Source organism: Bacillus sp. NTK071 (assembly GCF_017303315.1).
In the GTDB taxonomy this organism is placed as follows: domain Bacteria; phylum Bacillota; class Bacilli; order Bacillales; family Guptibacillaceae; genus Guptibacillus.
Genome location: NZ_JAFKOI010000001.1, coordinates 301,762 through 318,895, shown reverse-complemented (window position 1 = coordinate 318,895; position 17,134 = coordinate 301,762). Strand labels below are relative to the sequence as shown.

Annotated in this window: 18 protein-coding genes; 2 read left to right on the top strand and 16 right to left on the bottom strand. The window is 40.9% G+C overall.

Annotated features, from left to right (window positions below; all coding sequences use genetic code 11):
• Position 1: 1 nt before the first annotated feature.
• The gene (gene smc, locus JI666_RS01645; RefSeq protein WP_206889267.1) at positions 2-3,565 is read right to left on the bottom strand and encodes a chromosome segregation protein SMC; all 3,564 of its coding nucleotides are present in this window, start codon (positions 3,563-3,565) and stop codon (positions 2-4) included.
• A gap of 232 nt (positions 3,566-3,797) precedes the next feature.
• On the opposite strand from smc, the gene JI666_RS01640 reads away from it, so the two are divergent.
• The gene (locus tag JI666_RS01640; RefSeq protein ID WP_206888281.1) at positions 3,798-4,022 is read left to right on the top strand and encodes a DUF1128 domain-containing protein; all 225 of its coding nucleotides are present in this window, start codon (positions 3,798-3,800) and stop codon (positions 4,020-4,022) included.
• Between the two features lie 82 nt (positions 4,023-4,104).
• Here JI666_RS01640 and rnc read toward each other — a convergent pair whose 3' ends face one another.
• The 11 genes from rnc to JI666_RS01585 all read right to left on the bottom strand — a co-directional run bounded on the left by rnc (position 4,105) and on the right by JI666_RS01585 (position 14,452).
• Positions 4,105-4,896 carry a ribonuclease III gene (gene rnc, locus JI666_RS01635; protein WP_206888278.1) on the bottom strand — a complete coding sequence of 264 codons (792 nt, stop codon included), beginning with the start codon at positions 4,894-4,896 and terminating at the stop codon, positions 4,105-4,107.
• Between the two features lie 115 nt (positions 4,897-5,011).
• Positions 5,012-5,245, bottom strand: coding sequence for an acyl carrier protein (acpP, locus tag JI666_RS01630; RefSeq protein ID WP_048309824.1), 234 nt, complete (start codon positions 5,243-5,245; stop codon positions 5,012-5,014).
• A 67-nt stretch (positions 5,246-5,312) separates the two neighbouring features.
• Positions 5,313-6,053: a 3-oxoacyl-[acyl-carrier-protein] reductase gene (gene fabG, locus JI666_RS01625; RefSeq protein WP_136945552.1), complete on the bottom strand. Its 741-nt coding sequence runs from the start codon at positions 6,051-6,053 to the stop codon at positions 5,313-5,315.
• A 3-nt stretch (positions 6,054-6,056) separates the two neighbouring features.
• Complete coding sequence (fabD, locus tag JI666_RS01620) at positions 6,057-6,998, bottom strand: ACP S-malonyltransferase (protein ID WP_136945553.1); 942 nt, start codon at positions 6,996-6,998, stop codon at positions 6,057-6,059.
• Positions 6,998-7,993: a phosphate acyltransferase PlsX gene (plsX, locus tag JI666_RS01615; RefSeq protein WP_206889264.1), complete on the bottom strand. Its 996-nt coding sequence runs from the start codon at positions 7,991-7,993 to the stop codon at positions 6,998-7,000. The genes fabD and plsX overlap by 1 nt, the downstream gene beginning before the upstream one ends.
• 17 nt (positions 7,994-8,010) lie before the next feature.
• Positions 8,011-8,568 (bottom strand): transcription factor FapR, encoded by a 558-nt coding sequence (gene fapR / locus JI666_RS01610; protein WP_206888276.1) that lies wholly within the window; start codon positions 8,566-8,568, stop codon positions 8,011-8,013.
• A gap of 121 nt (positions 8,569-8,689) precedes the next feature.
• Positions 8,690-10,720 carry an ATP-dependent DNA helicase RecG gene (gene recG, locus JI666_RS01605; RefSeq protein WP_206888274.1) on the bottom strand — a complete coding sequence of 677 codons (2,031 nt, stop codon included), beginning with the start codon at positions 10,718-10,720 and terminating at the stop codon, positions 8,690-8,692.
• A gap of 10 nt (positions 10,721-10,730) precedes the next feature.
• Positions 10,731-11,618 (bottom strand): L-serine ammonia-lyase, iron-sulfur-dependent, subunit alpha, encoded by an 888-nt coding sequence (sdaAA, locus tag JI666_RS01600; RefSeq protein ID WP_206888272.1) that lies wholly within the window; start codon positions 11,616-11,618, stop codon positions 10,731-10,733.
• A 20-nt stretch (positions 11,619-11,638) separates the two neighbouring features.
• A complete protein-coding gene (sdaAB, locus tag JI666_RS01595; protein WP_206888270.1) occupies positions 11,639-12,301 on the bottom strand; it encodes an L-serine ammonia-lyase, iron-sulfur-dependent subunit beta in 663 nt (220 codons plus the stop codon).
• Positions 12,302-12,390: 89 nt separating this feature from the next.
• Positions 12,391-14,067: a fatty acid kinase ATP-binding subunit FakA gene (gene fakA, locus JI666_RS01590; protein WP_206888268.1), complete on the bottom strand. Its 1,677-nt coding sequence runs from the start codon at positions 14,065-14,067 to the stop codon at positions 12,391-12,393.
• Between the two features lie 22 nt (positions 14,068-14,089).
• Complete coding sequence (locus tag JI666_RS01585; RefSeq protein ID WP_206888266.1) at positions 14,090-14,452, bottom strand: Asp23/Gls24 family envelope stress response protein; 363 nt, start codon at positions 14,450-14,452, stop codon at positions 14,090-14,092.
• Between the two features lie 301 nt (positions 14,453-14,753).
• Between JI666_RS01585 and rpmB the strand changes: the two genes are divergently transcribed.
• Positions 14,754-14,939, top strand: coding sequence for a 50S ribosomal protein L28 (rpmB, locus tag JI666_RS01580; RefSeq protein WP_206888263.1), 186 nt, complete (start codon positions 14,754-14,756; stop codon positions 14,937-14,939).
• A gap of 41 nt (positions 14,940-14,980) precedes the next feature.
• On the opposite strand, the gene spoVM is transcribed toward rpmB, so the two are convergent.
• The 4 genes from spoVM to rpe form a co-directional block, all read right to left on the bottom strand.
• Positions 14,981-15,064: a stage V sporulation protein SpoVM gene (gene spoVM, locus JI666_RS01575; RefSeq protein WP_048309835.1), complete on the bottom strand. Its 84-nt coding sequence runs from the start codon at positions 15,062-15,064 to the stop codon at positions 14,981-14,983.
• 98 nt (positions 15,065-15,162) lie between these two features.
• Positions 15,163-15,825, bottom strand: a complete 663-nt coding sequence (locus tag JI666_RS01570; RefSeq protein ID WP_206888260.1) for a thiamine diphosphokinase — start codon at positions 15,823-15,825, stop codon at positions 15,163-15,165.
• Positions 15,822-16,373, bottom strand: coding sequence for an energy-coupled thiamine transporter ThiT (gene thiT, locus JI666_RS01565; protein WP_206888257.1), 552 nt, complete (start codon positions 16,371-16,373; stop codon positions 15,822-15,824). Before thiT ends, JI666_RS01570 begins: the two co-directional genes overlap by 4 nt.
• Before the next feature lie 112 nt (positions 16,374-16,485).
• Positions 16,486-17,133, bottom strand: a complete 648-nt coding sequence (gene rpe, locus JI666_RS01560; RefSeq protein WP_206888254.1) for a ribulose-phosphate 3-epimerase — start codon at positions 17,131-17,133, stop codon at positions 16,486-16,488.
• Position 17,134 lies beyond the last annotated feature (1 nt).

The window sequence follows — 17,134 nt, the reverse complement described above, 5'->3', positions numbered from 1 at the left end:
GTTATTGCGATATCAATTGTTTCGATTCTTCCAGTCTAACCGATACGAGTCTTGATACACCCGACTCCTGCATTGTTACCCCATAAAGCACGTCAGACTCTTCCATCGTACCTTTTCTATGAGTAATGACAATAAATTGGGTTTTCTCACTAAACTGCTTTAAATATTTCGCAAATCTGCCAACATTCGCATCATCGAGTGCAGCTTCCACTTCATCTAATACACAGAAAGGCACAGGGCGGACTTTCAAGATTGAGAACAGAAGAGCAATAGCTGTGAATGCTCGTTCTCCACCCGAAAGAAGCGCTAGATGCTGAAGCTTTTTACCTGGCGGTTGCGCTAGAATATCCACACCCGTCGTTAGAAGGTTATCTGGATCTGTTAAAACAAGGTCTGCCTTTCCTCCACCAAACAACTCTTTAAACACAATTTGGAAATGATAGCGGATTTTTGTAAACGTTTCTTCAAATCGTTTCTTCATTTCCTGATCCATTTCATCAATAACATGATAAAGCGTCTCTTTTGCTTGAAGAAGGTCTGATTGTTGCTCACTGAGGAACGTAAACCGTTCATTTACGCGATCATATTCATCGATCGCACCAAGATTCACTGTACCAAGTTCATCAATTTCAATCTTAATAAGCTTAAGCTTTCGTTTCGCTTCATCAGGCTCTACTGTTAAAACGTGCTTTTCTTTGGCTGCCTCATACGTTAACTCATATTCTTCACTCAAAATTGTTAATCGATTTTCTAGTTCTACATCAAGCCTATTAATTCGCACTTCTACAGCCTGCATGAGACCTGACAATTGCTTTTCTTCAGCTACTAATTTATCGAGATTGCTACTTATTACTGAGATATCACTCTGTAAAGTAAGTTTCACTTCACGTTCATGTTGAAGAGTTATGAGGAGATCTTCTTTCTGAGCTCGATAGGTGACAATATTCTGATCGAGCTTTTCCTCACCATTCGAATTGGAAGACATGGCTTCAGATAAAAGGGTATGCTCTTCAGTCGTGTCATGTAGCTGTTCTATCGTTTCATTTTGTTCTGACGTTAATCGGTCAAGCGTCTCCTTTTGGTTTTGGAATAATTGTTGATGTTCAGCTACTTTCACTTTTAACTCAGTAATTTCCGCTTGAATCGTTTCACGAGATGATTGCTGGGTTTGTTTTTTAGCAGTCAGATTCTCAATTTTCTCTTCTAGCGACGCTGCCTGATTTGTGATTGTTTCCAATCGTTCAGACAGGTAAACGTTTCGATTCTGGTGCGTTTCTTCCTCTTCATCTATTGCTTTTTTCTCGCGATCATAAAGTTGAAGTCGCTCATTTGTGTTTCGCTCTTCGCTTTCGATAGCTCTTAGGTCACCGAGAAGGGATTGCTCTTGAAGCCTTAGGTTTTCTCCTTGCTCTCGCATAGCATCAAGGTTCTCTTCAAGTTCACTTAAATGCACTTTTTCCTGTTTAATTTCTTGCTCTACTACTGCCGTTTTTTGCTGCATATCAGCAAGTTTCTTCTCAAGCACTTCAAGTTCACGCTGACGACTAAGAAGTGAAGAAGATTTTTGCTTAACACTTCCTCCACTCATCGATCCGCCTGGGTTAACCACATCACCTTCAAGTGTTACGATACGCGTTCGGTATTGCATTATTTTTGCAAGTTCGTTTGCGCCTTTCAATTCTTTTGCGATAAGAACTGAACCTAGTAGATTCTCGATAACAGCTTCATACTTCGGATCAAATTTAATAAGATCAGAAGCTACACCTACAAAAGCATCATGCTGTTTGATTCGCTCGAGATCATATCCAGAAATTCTTCTAGACTTGATGACAGTTAATGGTAGAAACGTTGCTCGACCTGAACGATTATTCTTCAGAAAAGTGATGGCTTTTCGTCCAGCAGCTTCATCACGTACAACCACATTTTGCATAGCACCACCAAGGGCAGTTTCAAGTGCTGTTTCTACTTCTTTTGGCACTGTGATAAGCTCAGCGATGGCGCCTTCAATACCCTCAAGGTCTTCTCGCGCTTTGAGTACTTCTTTAACGCCCTGGAAGAACCCCGCATAATCATCCTGCATTTCCTCAAGCATTTCTTTCTTTGATTTGTACTGCTGAATATACTGATATGCTTGGTAGAGCTTGGATTCTTTCTCACCTAGTGACTTTTTCTTCTCTTCCACATCATGCTTACTTTTGTAAAAGCGAGACACGTGTGCTTCAAGTTGTTTTTTGGATTCGGTCAGTTCATTTGAAAGATTCTTCTTTTTATCATCCACAGTGCTACGCTCTTCAATATACTTATGGTTATCACCATCTAGCCGCTGTTTCCGCTGAGTAAGAACCGCCAGTTGATCTTGAAGATAACGATTTTCGTTCCGAATCGATGCTTGTTCGTTCAGAAGCTCGAAATAATCGGACTTAAGGCGGTCAAGCTCTAACTCGATATCTTGCTCAATATCAGAAAGAAGCTCTGTTTCTTTTCTAAGCTTACTTTTCAGATCGCCAAGTTCTTTCCTTTGTTGCTCAAATCTTTTTCGATGATGGTCAATCTCTTGTTCGTAATAACTCTTTTTCTCATTCAAAAAGGTTATTCGTTCTTTCAGATTCGTGCGATTTTGGTGAGCGTTTTTCTTTCGTTCCTTCAGAACTTCCTTTTTACCTTCGAGTTTCTCAAGTTCTTCACTTGTATCAAGGAGCTTTTGCTGGTACATTTCCAGATCACGTTCTGATTGATCAAGCTTCACTCTTGCATCAGTAAGCTCGTTCTTCTTCTCTTGAACAGATGCTGCTAGATGACTTTCTTTATTCTTCAGTGAGTCGAGCTCTGCTGTTTTCTGCTTCCACGCCTTATGGTACTCTTCAATTTCATGTACAGTGAGCGCAGCTTCAAATTTCTCAAGATCTTCACGCTTTTGTAAGTAATCCTTTGCAATGGATGCTTGCATTCGAAGCGGCTCTACTTGATCTTCAAGTTCATAGAGAATGTCCTCTACTCTATGCAGGTTATCTTCCGTTTCCTTAAGCCTATTTTCCGCTTTCACTTTACGGGTTTTGTATTTCAGAACACCCGCCGCTTCTTCAAAGATTTTGCGACGCTCTTCTGACTTACTACTGAGGATTTCCTCTATTCTACCTTGTCCAATAATTGAAAACGATTCTTTTCCAAGACCGGAATCCATAAAGAGTTCAATAATATCTTTAAGACGACATGTTTGGTTATTTAATAAATACTCACTATCTCCGGAACGGTAAACACGTCTTGTTACGCTTACTTCGTTATAATCAATTGGTAGGTATTGATTTGTATTATCTAGGGTTAGTGTTACTTCTGCCAGATTTACAGCTTTCCTTGTATCACTACCTGCGAAAATGATATCTTCCATTTTAGCGCCTCTAAGTGACCTGGCTGATTGTTCACCAAGTACCCACCGAATGGCGTCATTAATATTGCTTTTGCCGCTACCGTTTGGTCCGACAACTGATGTTACTCCTGGGACAAACTCAACTGAAATACGATCGGCAAATGATTTAAAGCCGACTACATCTAATCGTTTGAGGAACATCATCTTTCCCCCTCATCTGTTTCATCTATGTATGCAAATCAAGTATAATACTTTCACTAACTGTCTTATTTTATCATAAAACAATGCCCTCTACGATACCGAGCTAAGACATGTTACAATTAGAAAAGCCCAAGCGGTTCAGTTATCATGAGAGTCGCATGGCTCTATACATAACGTAATAACACATTGTGTTATCTATCGTTTTAAATGACTAATAAGGCAGGTGGTATTCATGGATCTTTCAATTAAATCAGAAGAAAATCTAGCATTTATGGTCGAAGGAATTAAAGAAAAAATGCAGGTTATCAACGCTGGTATGATTCAACCAGAATCATTCGATCTATCTTCATATGAAGATATTCATGAAATTTACGTCATGGTAAACAAGAAGGATTCTCTTAGCGTTGCTGAGATGCAAGCGTTGCTAGCTGAACTTGGTAAAATGCGCGTATCATAATTAAATTCCTTATTCACTTTAGAAGATGACCAATAAGTAATGGCTCACTTCCATTGTAACGAAAAAGAATCCTGAGCTAGCATCAGGATTCTTTTTCGTTGCGTTCTTTTAAATTCAAAAGTGCTTTTTGTGCTGCCATTTGTTCGGCTTCTTTCTTTGAGCGCCCAATTCCAACACCAAGATCATTTCCATTCAACATGACTTTTGAAGAAAACTCTCTATTGTGCGCAGGACCTTTTTCGTCGGTAATGACATAATCAATTCCTCCAAGTCCTTCACGTTGAATGACTTCTTGAAGTTGGCTTTTATAATCCATCACATGAGAAAAAGCACCGGCATTAATCTTCGGATAGACAAACTTCTCAAGAAATTCAAAGACGACTTCAAGACCTCGATCAAGATACAGTGCGCAGACAAATGATTCGAACACATCAGCGAGTAGTGCAGGCCTCATTCTTCCTCCTGTCATTTCCTCACCCTTACCCAAAAGGACAAGATGTCCGAAATTTAAATCGTTCGCGAATTGAACAAGTGATGGTTCACAAACAATTGCAGCCCTGAGCTTTGTTAGTTGCCCTTCACTCATGTTCGGGTATTTCTCATATAAGTATCTTGATATTGTGAGCTCAAGTACAGCATCTCCAAGAAATTCAAGACGTTCATTATCCATTTGCGGATGCAGTCGATGCTCATTCACATAGGATGAATGGGTAAAAGCCTGAAATAGCAGCTGCTCATTTTCGAACGATACACCAATTTCCTCTTGAAATGCAGCGAATTGCGATCTAGTCGCGTCTCCAACCACGAGTTGTCGTGAATGCTTAGGTTTGTAACGTCTTGCTCTCGTTTTTGGTGATTGTTTAGATTTGGACATAGATACCTCCACGACTTATCAATATCATCTTAGTTGATTGAGATTCTCTTTCATGAAAGGGAATAAAGCCCCGGCGAGCGGGGCTTACTCCACAACTTCAGGTATACCCTGAAGATTATTGATGGCTGTTTATGTAATCAATTACATCGCCAACTGTTACAATTTTCTCAGCATCTTCATCAGAAATTTCAAGATCAAATTCATCTTCAAGTTCCATGACTAATTCCACTACATCAAGGGAATCGGCACCAAGGTCGTCTTTGAAAGAAGCTTCTGGTTTAATCTCAGATTCTTCAACTCCAAGACGATCAACAATAATCTTTGTTACACGCTCTAGTGTATCTGCCATTAGACTCACCTCCCCTCAAGCTATTATAGGATATATAAAGTAAAAAAACTAGACATTGAACGAAAAGTTACATTACCATGCCGCCGTCTATATGAAGCGTTTGGCCTGTAATGTAATTAGCATCATCAGATACAAGGAATTTAGTAGCTTTCGCGATATCTTCAGCAGCTCCTAGTCTTCCAAGAGGAATTTGGCCTTTCATGCCACTTTTCACATCATCCGAAAGTTCATCTGTCATATCTGTTTCAATGAAACCTGGCGCAAGAGCATTCACTGTGATATTACGGCTTGCAAGCTCTTTCGCAGTTGTTTTCGTTAACCCAATAACCCCAGCCTTCGCAGCAACGTAGTTAGCTTGACCAGCATTACCAGCTACACCAACAACTGAAGCTACATTGACGATCCTACCGTAACGTTGCTTCATCATTTGACGCGTTACTGATTTCGTACAGTTAAATACGCCTTTTAAATTGGTGTCAATGACTGCGTCCCATTCTTCTTCCTTCATTCTCATAATAAGATTATCACGTGTAATCCCCGCATTATTGACAAGCACTTCAAGGCTACCAAATGTTCCTACAACTTCTTTAATCATACTCTGAACTTCTTCCATGCTAGCAACGTTTGCTTTAATCGCTATGGCTTGTCCACCTGCTGCCTTAATTTCTTCAACAACGCTCATCGCTTTCGCTTCACTTCCAGCGTAGTTTACAGCTACATTCATCCCTTGCGCAGCAAGTTCAAGAGCAATTGCTCGTCCAATTCCACGAGAAGCACCTGTAACAAGTGCCGTTTTATTTTCAGCCATTTGTTATTCCTCCCCTAACTTTTCAATTAGTTGATCAAGCTGTTCCGGTGTACTAACTGCATGAACAGATGCACGACGGTTTACCTTTTTCACTAATCCAGATAAGACATTTCCGGGTCCAACTTCAATAAATGTGTCTACTCCAAGATCCATGAGTTTACGTACTGTATCTTCCCATAATACTGGTGAATAAATTTGCTTTAAAAGGTGATCATGAATTTCTTCTGCCGAAGTAGAAGGTTCTGCTGTTACATTCGCAATAACAGGAATCGAAGCATCTTTAATTTCAATACCTTCTAATATGCTTGAAAGTTTATCAGCAGCGGGTTTCATTAAACTAGAATGAAAAGGTCCGCTAACTTGCAACGGGATGACCCGTCTTGCTCCTTTTTCTTTCGCAACCTCTGATGCTTTCTCAACGCCTTCTTTAGCACCTGAAATAACAATCTGTCCTGGACTATTTAAGTTAGCGAGTTGAACAGTAGCAGTTGAAGCAGATACATCATCAACAACTTGTTGTAGTGCCTCTCGTTCCATTCCCATGATTGCTGCCATTGCACCTTCACCAGAAGGAACTGCTTCCTCCATATACAATCCACGGTTTCGAACAGCGAAAACAGCATCTGAAAACGAAAGAGCTCCAGAAGCGACAAGGGCCGAGTATTCTCCAAGACTATGTCCTGCTGTGTAGTCTGCTGTAATCCCTTTTTCACGAAGAGCTTCAAGCACAGCAACACTTGCTGTTACGAGAGCAGGCTGTGTATTTTCAGTTCTTGTTAACGTTTCGATCGGGCCATTCATAATAAGTTTGGTTAATTCGTAATCCAATCGGTTGTCTGCTTCAGTAAAAACATCCTTCGATACTGAGTAAGCTTCCATAAAAGCTTGCCCCATCCCGACAGCCTGTGAACCCTGTCCTGGAAATAAAAATGCTGTTTTACCCATTATTGATCCCCTTCCTGTTTGAGCGATGTTTGAATAGCTGATACAACATTACCAGTCACCATCATACGTGCCTGTTTAATAGCACTAAAAACAGCACGACCATTGGATGACCCATGTGCTTTAATAACCGGAGCGCGAAGACCGAATAGTCCAGCCCCGCCGTATTCTGAGTAATCAAGTTTGCTTTTTAAATTCTTCAATTTAGGTTTCAGAACGCCCGCTGCCATTTTACTCGTCAATGAACTGGTTAGCTCTTCTTTTAACATTTTAAACATTGTAAGAGCTGTTCCCTCAATCGTCTTCAAAACCAGATTTCCTGAAAATCCATCACACACCACAACGTCGGCTTCATTAAACAGAATATCTCGTGATTCGACGTTCCCTACAAAGTTAAGACCGCTATCTTGAAGGAGAGTAAATGCTTCTTTACTTAGTTCATTTCCTTTTCCTTCTTCTGTTCCAATGTTTAAAAGACCAACACGGGGATTGTTTACTCCCCGAACCTTCTCGGCGTAAATGGAACCCATATGGGCATATTGTAGCAAGTGTTCTGGTTTTGCATCCATGTTAGCCCCTACATCAAGCAAGACAAACCCTTTTTCATCAATGGTTGGAAGTGTAGGTGCAAGACCAGGACGATCTATTCCTTCAATGCGACCGATATACAACAGACCAGCTGCCATCAATGCCCCAGTGTTCCCAGCAGAAATAGCTGCATCGGCCCGTCCTTCCTTCACTTCATTAACAGCAAGCACCATTGATGCCTTTTTCTTTCTTCGGACTGCCCTTACCGGCTGATCTTCCGATGATATGTATTCTTCTGTGTGTAAAATTGAAATACGATCTTTGTTACCTTTAAGAAGCGGTTTAAGTTTTTCTTCATCTCCAACAATGGTAACGGAAAGATCAGAAAAAGCTTCAATCGCTTCGTATACGCCATCAATAATGGAGTGAGGCGCATTGTCGCCGCCCATTGCATCTATCGCAAGTCTCATATTCATTCAACTTCCCTTCAGGATTTAGTGGAGCGATACATAACAAACTCACCAGAAAAGACATTCTCATTGTGAACGAAACTATTAACTTCCACCGTTGTTCTGTCCTTACTTTGGTCAGTGACGTTTGCCTTAGCTACCACTCGCTCTCCTTCTTTTACCTGACTTGAAAAGCGTATATTCGCTCTCGCAGTCAGTGCTAGTTCATCATTAATAATTGCAACTGCAAGCGAATTTGCTTGTGCGAATAAATGATGCCCTCTAGCAATCTTATTTCTAGAAAATACGTGCTCAGGTCGAATATCTAGAATCGAAATTGCACTTTCATCCAGCTGCAAATCAATGATTTGTCCAATAACTTCATCAATTGGTAATGCTTTAACTTCATCAAGCTGTTGCTGAGCAACATACTTAATACGCTCTCTTAATTCTGGTATTGAAAGTTCGAGCCGATCCAGTCTTATGGTTTGGATACTCACCTTAAATTTATCTGCGAGTTCTTCATCCGTAATAAATGGCGTACTTTCAATCGTTTCTTTTAGTTGCTTCTGCCGATCCTTTTTACTCCTTTTCATTCACTACCGCCGCCTATCTAGCATTAATAAACGGATAAAGAGGATCATTAGATCCTCTTTATCTCAGTCTTATGACTAGGTCCTAAAAGGTAGTATATACCGAGCTGATTGATTATGCAAGCTAATCAAGCTTCTCTCCGCTCAATACGCCTTGTTCGGTAAGGTAGTTTCTGAGACTACTATATGTGGCATCTTCCCAGAAAGCACTGGAATCAACGAGTGCAGCAGCATCATTTCGCGCCACTTCAAGAACGCGGTAATCATGAACAAGATCTGCCACTTTAAACTCAGGCAAACCACTTTGCTTCCGACCAAAAAAGTCTCCGGGTCCCCGGAGTTCGAGGTCACGCTGCGACAGGACAAATCCATCGTTGGATTCCGTCATAATTTGCATTCGCTCTTTCCCAACTTCTGATTTAGGATCAGCAAGCAACACACAATAAGATTGTTCACTGCCCCGACCAACGCGACCACGAAGTTGGTGAAGTTGAGCTAGCCCAAAACGCTCAGCATCATAAATGACCATAATCGTTGCATTTGGAACGTTTACACCAACTTCTACTACGGTGGTTGAAACGAGAAGCTGTACATTATTTGTACTGAACTCATCCATAACTTCTTCTTTTTCCTCTGAACTTAAGCGTCCATGCATTAACCCAACTTGATAATCTGGAAGAGCGGTTTGCATTTGAAAATGAACGTCAATCGCATTTTGAACGTCAAGCTTCTCTGATTCTTCAATTAACGGACAAATAACATAACCCTGCAAACCCTGATCCAATTCCTTTTTCACAAAATCAATGACGCGTGGAAGCATATCTGGCTTCGCCCAGTATGTCTCTATAGGCTTACGACCGGCAGGCATTTCATCAATTGTAGAAACATCCATATCTCCGAATACCGAAATGGCAAGCGTTCTTGGAATTGGAGTTGCTGTCATGTAAAGAACATCAGGACTTAGACCTTTTTCTCTCAATACTCTTCTCTGCCCAACACCAAAACGGTGCTGTTCATCTGTAATAACGAGTCCAAGGTTTTTAAAGACGACTTCTTCCTGAATCAAAGCATGAGTGCCTATTAAAAGATCAACTTCACCATCAGCGAGCCGTTCTAGTATCTCTCTGCGCTTTTTCCCTTTCACAGATCCTGTAAGAAGTTCAACTTTCAACCGATCTCCAAGAAGATCTTGAAATGATTCATAATGCTGTTCCGCTAGAATTTCTGTTGGTACCATCAATGCTCCTTGGTGACCAGCAAGGTAACTAGCATATAAACCTATGGCTGCAACAACTGTTTTTCCTGAACCAACATCCCCTTGAAGTAAGCGATTCATTCGATATGTACTTTCCATATCGTTTAGAATCTCGCCGACAACCCGGTTCTGTGCACCTGTCAGTGGGAATGGAAGGCTTTGAACGAACTCATCCAACCTCTCTTTCTCATACCGTTGCGCTGCTCCCTGCGTGCTTTCTCGCTCTCTTTTTCTGAAAATCTGCATTTTTAATTGAAACTGAAGCAACTCTTCATAAACAAAACGTCTCCTTGCCTGTTTAAGCCCTTCATGAGAAACAGGTGAATGCATCATCAAAACAGCTTCTTTCCTTGGCATTAGCTTATATCTTTCTAGCATTTGTCGTGGAAGGTTTTCTTCAATTTCATCGCCAAATTGCTTCAGTGCAAGTTGGATGTAACGCTTCATCGCTTTCACTGTCACATCGCCACCAACCGGATAAATCGGCTCGATCGTTCCATCTGGATTGTGACTTGAAAACGTAATTTCATTGGCAGAAAGCGTCATTTTATGCTGATCCCATTTACCGGTAACTGTCACAATTTGCCCAAGTGTAAACTGCTTCTTCAGGAATGCACGATTAAAAAAAACGGCTGTTATGAGGAACTTTCCTACTAACAGCCTTACAGACAAACGTGATTTTTTCTTGCCATAAAAGCGAACGACCGGTTCGCTATGAACTTTGCCTTCGAGCGTTGCGCGCTCTTCATGCTTAACATCCGCAAGGTCTTTAAGCTCATAATCTTCATAACGAAATGGAAAATATTCAATTAGATCCGTAATTTTGTTTATACCGATTGATGAAAGGGAGGCCGCTTTTTCATCACCAATCCCTTTTATTTGTGTGATCCGATCGTCCATTGATTCTCACTCATTTCCTATCAAGAGATACTCCAAATATTTTTGCTTCTAGCTCTCGGCCAGTAGGCGTGGCGGCTAGACCACCTTGAGCTGTTTCACGTAATGCAGATGGCATCGTTTGACCAATTTTGTACATCGCATCAATTACTTCATCACATGGGATACGACTTGTGATACCTGCAAGTGACATATCAGCTGCTACGAGGGCATTGGATGCACCCATCGCATTCCGCTTCACGCATGGAACTTCTACAAGACCTGCTACTGGATCACAAACAAGACCAAGCATGTTTTTAAGCGCAATAGCAAATGCATGAGATGACTGTTCTGGCGTTCCACCCATCAATTCTACGATGGCGGCAGCTGCCATCCCAGTAGCGGAACCTACTTCAGCCTGACAGCCACCAGCAGCGCCAGAAATCGATGCATTGTTTGCAACGACAAAACCAAAGGCACCTGAAGTAAATAAATATCTAACCATCTGCTCTTCAGTTGGTTTAACTTTCTCACGAATAGCAAACAAGGTGCCAGGAACAACACCAGCAGAACCTGCGGTAGGCGTTGCACAAATAGTACCCATTGCCGCATTTACTTCATTTGTTGCAATGGCTTTACTAACTGCATCAAGCATTGTATGACCTGATAGAGAGTTTCCAGTTTTCATATAGTTTTGGAGAAGTACTGCATCTCCACCAGTTAATCCGGAATGAGAGCGAACATCTTCATTTATGCCTCGTTCTACTGCTTGTTCCATTACCTCAAGATTGTTCTTCATTTGGTTATAAACTTGTTCACGAGTACTGCCTCTAAAATCCATTTCCTGTTCTATCATGATCTCTGAAATTGGCATATTTTTAGATTGAGCGATCTCTACTAATTCTGCTACATTACGAAACATTGCCATTCCTCCATTATCTGTTAGTCACTTATCTTAGCAACTTGAATGATATTTGGTAACAATTCCACTTCATCAAGAACGATCTGTGGAATGTTTTGGTCCACTTCAATTGTCATCAACGCTTCTTTTCCTTTTTCTTTTCTAGATACGTTCATATGACCGATATTGATTTCATGTTTGGCAAGTGTATTTGATACACCTGCAATCGCTCCAAAACGATCATTATGTACAACGAGTATAGCTGGACTATTTCCTGAAAGTCCTAGCGCAAAACCATTCAATTCAATTACTTCTATTTTGCCGCCACCGATTGAAATTCCGACTAATTCAAGTTCCCCCTGATCATCTTTTAAATGAACACGAGCGGTGTTCGGATGATCTGTTATAGCGTCTTCTTCGTTGAATCGAACCTTAATCCTTTTCTCCTTCGCTATTGTAAGCGCATTCACGATTCGCTCATCAAAAGTATCGTAATCAAGAACGCCACCGATTAGTGCTACATCAGTACCGTGTCCTTTGTACGTTCTTGCAAAGGAACCGTATAGTGAAATCGTAATGCTTTTTGGTTCACGCCCAAAGAGGTGCCTTGCAACTCGTCCAATTCTTGCTGCTCCAGCAGTATGTGAGCTTGAAGGGCCAATCATGACAGGACCAATAATGTCAAAAACGCTGCGAAACTTCACACTGACTCCACCTTTCTTCTAATGCACTTTATCTTAACAGAAAAAGAAAACCTGGCACATGCCACGTTTCTTTTTCCGTCATTATAAATCTACTCGACTGCTACAATATAAGCATAAACCGGCTGATTTCCTTCATGAAGCTCAACTTCTACATCTTTGAACTGACCTTCAACAAAGCTAACTAGGTCCTCTGCTTCTTTTTGTTCTGCATCTTCACCAAAGATGATCGTAACAATCTCATCTTCTTCTGTAATCATTGATTGAAGAAGGGCTTTCGCAACTTCTAATCGACCAGGTTCAGATACGACAATTTTACCATCGGAGATGCCCATGAAATCATCTTTTGCGATTTCAATACCGTCAATCTTTGTATCTCTTACAGCAAACGTCACTTGACCAGATTTCACTGCAGATAAGCTATCTTTCATTGCTTCTTCGTTTGCATCAGGCTCAACAGAAGGGTTGAAACCAAGAAGACTTGAAATTCCTTGTGGGACTGTTTTGGAAGGAATCACAATCACATTCTCTTCCACTACAGAGGCAGCCTGTTGTGCTGTCATGACAATATTACTGTTATTCGGTAGGATAATAATATTCTCTGCATACACTTCTTCAATTGCTTTAATAATATCCTCTGTACTTGGATTCATCGTCTGTCCACCAGGGATTACATAGCTTGCGCCAAGACTTTCAAATAAAGTTGCAATCCCATCTCCCATTGAGACAGTTATAATTCCATACTTTTTACGTTCAGCTGGTTTCTCTTTCTTAACAGGAGCAGTTTGATCCTGTTTAAGAATCGTTGTATGCTGTTCTCGCATATTCTCAATTTTAATTTTAATCAAGCTACCGTAATTCTGTGCATACGTCATAATTTCTCCAGGATATTCTGTATGCATATGTACTTTAACGATATCGTCGTCAGACACTACTAGTAAAGAATCCCCGTGCTTATCGAGTTCATTACGGAATGCTTCCTCATCATATGGAGATTTCGCAAGCTTATCACCCTCGAACTGGACCATGAATTCTGTACAATACCCAAATTCAATATCTTCTGTCTTCATATGTCCTTGAGCACTTTTGTGGTGCTCTGCACGAACTAGTTCTTCCATCTTTTCTTCGTCTACGGAAGAATCCGGCGTTTCTCTGCCTTCAAGCACCGCTAAGAATCCTTCGTAAATAAGAAGAAGACCCTGTCCACCTGAATCCACTACCCCTACTTCTTTCAAAACAGGGAGAAGGTCTGGTGTGCGATCAAGAGATGCCTTCCCTTCCTTCACAACTTCTTGCATCAATTCAACAACATCTGGCATCTTTTTAGCTGATTTAACAGCTTTTCTAGCAGCATCCTTCGCAACTGTTAGAATGGTACCTTCAACTGGCTTCATAACAGCTTTATACGCTGAATCCACACCATTCTCAAAAGCCGCAGCAAGTTCTATTGAAGTGATCTCAGACTTGCCTTCTACTGATTTAGAAAAACCTCTAAATAATTGTGAAAGGATGACGCCTGAATTACCGCGCGCTCCCATAAGTAATCCTCTTGCAAAAAGGGATGCTACTTCTCCCACTTTATCAGAATTACTTGTTTTCACTTCGGTTGCGCCAGATGTGATGGTTAAATTCATATTCGTTCCTGTGTCCCCATCGGGCACAGGGAATACGTTTAACGCATCAACCATCTTAGCGTTCTTTGAAAGGTTGTTCGCTCCTTCAAGAACCATTTGCGCAAACTTTCTACCGTTAATCTTTTCAATCGTCACTAACTGTTCCTCCTAACTCCACTTAAGGGTTGGTTACCCTGACCCCTTGCACGTAGATATTTACTGAATCCACTGAAAGTCCGAGCATCTGGTCAAGCTGATACTTTACTTTAGTTTGAACATTATGAGCAACTTCAGAAATTTTCGTTCCGTAGCTCACAATTATATACATATCAATGTTAAGTTCGTCTTCTTCTCTTCGAACGACAATCCCTCTGCTAAAGTTATCTTTCCCCAACAGTTCAGTAATGCCATCTTTCAGTTGCTTCTGAGAAGCCATACCTACGATACCATAACAGTCAATCGCCGCGCCACCTGCAATCGCAGCTACCACTTCCGTCGAAATATCAATTTGTCCATATTGGGTTTTCATTTCAATTGCCATTGTATTTCCTCCCTTAGCGATTTGGGTGCTAACCTGAAGATCAGTCTATCCTAATTCAGAATTCAAGATAAATGTTATAAGTGAAATAAATTATTTGCAGAGCTAACGTTATTTTACTACAATATTACTCATAATAAAAGTTCATCCTTTAAAACCTCTATTATACTCAGGTTTTACTGTTAAGTTTTTTTCTTGATATCACTAGTTAAACATCTTGCAATCACTAAACCTACGTGATACTATAGTGGAGGATTTATCCTGCACTTTTTGTGCAATGTAGGACAGTAAGGAGGTAGAAACAATGGCTAAATGTGCAATCACTGGACGCAAGACTTCGTTTGGTAACAAGCGTTCTCACGCGTTGAATACAACAAAACGTAAATTTGGTGCTAACCTTCAAAAGGTACGCATCATGGTAGATGGTAAACCTAAGAAAGTTTATGTATCTGCTCGTGCTCTTAAATCAGGTAAAGTTGAACGCGTATAATAACAAACAAAAAAGCACCCCTTGAGGGTGCTTTTTTGTTGCTACTCATTCTTTTTGAAAGACCCCAGCACAGCCCTCACAAAACCACCGAGAAACTTTGGTAATTTAATCGTATAAAATTTCATATTTCCCCCTCCTCAGAAAGTCAAAGATGGACCTCCGGATGAACAATATGAGAATATAAGATGCATTACTATTATATTCGCCGAAAATAAAATAGTACCTAAAGCTGCTGTTCGGCGTCCGAACTTCTTACCACCAATAGTATGCCCTCAGTGAATGAATAAGACCCTTTTTCCTCAACCAGTTCATTACTAATACAAAGACTTGAGCCCCACGAAATGGTTTGATCCCTTAGAGGATATCGGAATCCATCTAGCGTTAAACCCTTTACCTCTGGTGTAAATGCGAGAAATGACATATATGGAAAACGCTCATCTTTTATTACTCCAAAAGAGCCTGGTTCTTTCATTTCAAGACGGTTTAACCGATCTTCTAACGCAAGGCTCACATTCGATTTAACACCCTTAATTAACATTTGGACATTCATCCAGCTATGATCAAGTCTTCCTCCTGTTACACCAAACATCGTGATTGCTTCTGGATTTTCGTTAATGGCCCAATCTAGTGCAATTTCAAGATCTGTATGATCTTTCTCAGAAGGATATACTGTAAACGGAAGATCGTGTGATTCCATCCATGCCCTTTCCTTTGAAGTAACAGAATCAAAATCACCAAAACCGTGTTCAGGCAGAATAGCGTTTTGCAACAGGGTATAGACACCACGATCGACGCCAATCCAACGAACATCTCTTTCTTCAAGCAAGTTTTGGGGAAGATCTTCTACAGGTCCTCCTGCCACAATATATATTTCTTTTGACTTCATTCGTAATGCACCATCTTTGGAGCAGTATTGGAGAGGAGGCCAAGTACGATAATAGAAACCACTGCTGTTGGGAGTAAATAGGATGCATTATAAAGGAAGGAGTAAAGAGCTACAGGTGTACCCTCTGGTGCCATATCTCCGAACCAGATCACGCCTGATATAAAATGACTCACTAATCGAAAGAGAGAACCCACAACACAGCCAATTGCAATCATTGTCAGTCGCTTCCGCTTATTCGTTTCTACCGAAACATGAAACAATCCCGCTAATCCAACTACCATAAACGCAGCAGGATAATCAAGGATAAACTGAATGGGATGGACATAAAATGGTGCAATCAGAAGAGGTTGTAAGATACCAACTAGTAAACCAGTAATGAGCCCAGGTCCTGTCCCCCGTCGAAAAGCTATGAGGAAAATTGGAACCATAGCAAGCGAGATTGAACCACCGTTCGGCCATAGACGTAGCGATAACAAATCAAGAATAACACCCACTGCTGCCATTAAAGCTATTTCAACAAGTAGGACGAGTCTATTATTTTTCTTCATAAAGAGTTAATCCCCCATTAACATCGTCTTCTCTATCAATGAATTGACGATTTAGTCTAATTTACAAGTGTTACTACCTTATAAAAAAACAGCGGGAATATCCCCCGCTGCTTTATGAGTGGCGAATCTGATCGATTGCTGCTTTTCGGTCAGATTGATTATAAATGGCTGATCCTGCCACTAAAACCGTCGCGCCAGCTTCTATGCATAAACGTGCTGTTTCGGCGTTTACACCACCGTCTACCTCTATTTCAGGTGAAACACCAAGAGAAGATGCCAACTGCTTCGTCTCGGTTATTTTAGACAGCACTCTTTCTATGAATGCCTGACCACCAAAGCCTGGATTCACTGTCATTAAAAGAACAAGATCTACATCTTCAATAACATGTTTAATAGCATCTACAGGCGTTCCAGGATTGATTACAACTCCCGCTTTAACGCCTTTACTCTTTATAAGCTGAATCGTACGATGCAAGTGTGGACACGCTTCTGCGTGAACGGTTAGGATATCTGCACCTGCTTCTGCGAATTCCTCAATATACTGATCAGGATTTTCGATCATAAGATGAACGTCTAGAGGAAGCGTGGTAACAGGGCGAAGCGCACGTACGATCGGCGCCCCAATAGTAATGTTCGGAACAAAATGCCCGTCCATAACATCAACATGGATATAATCAGCACCAGCAGCTTCAACATCTTTTACTTCTTCACCTAATCTGGCAAAATCTGAAGCCAGAATTGAGGGTGCAATTTTTATCATA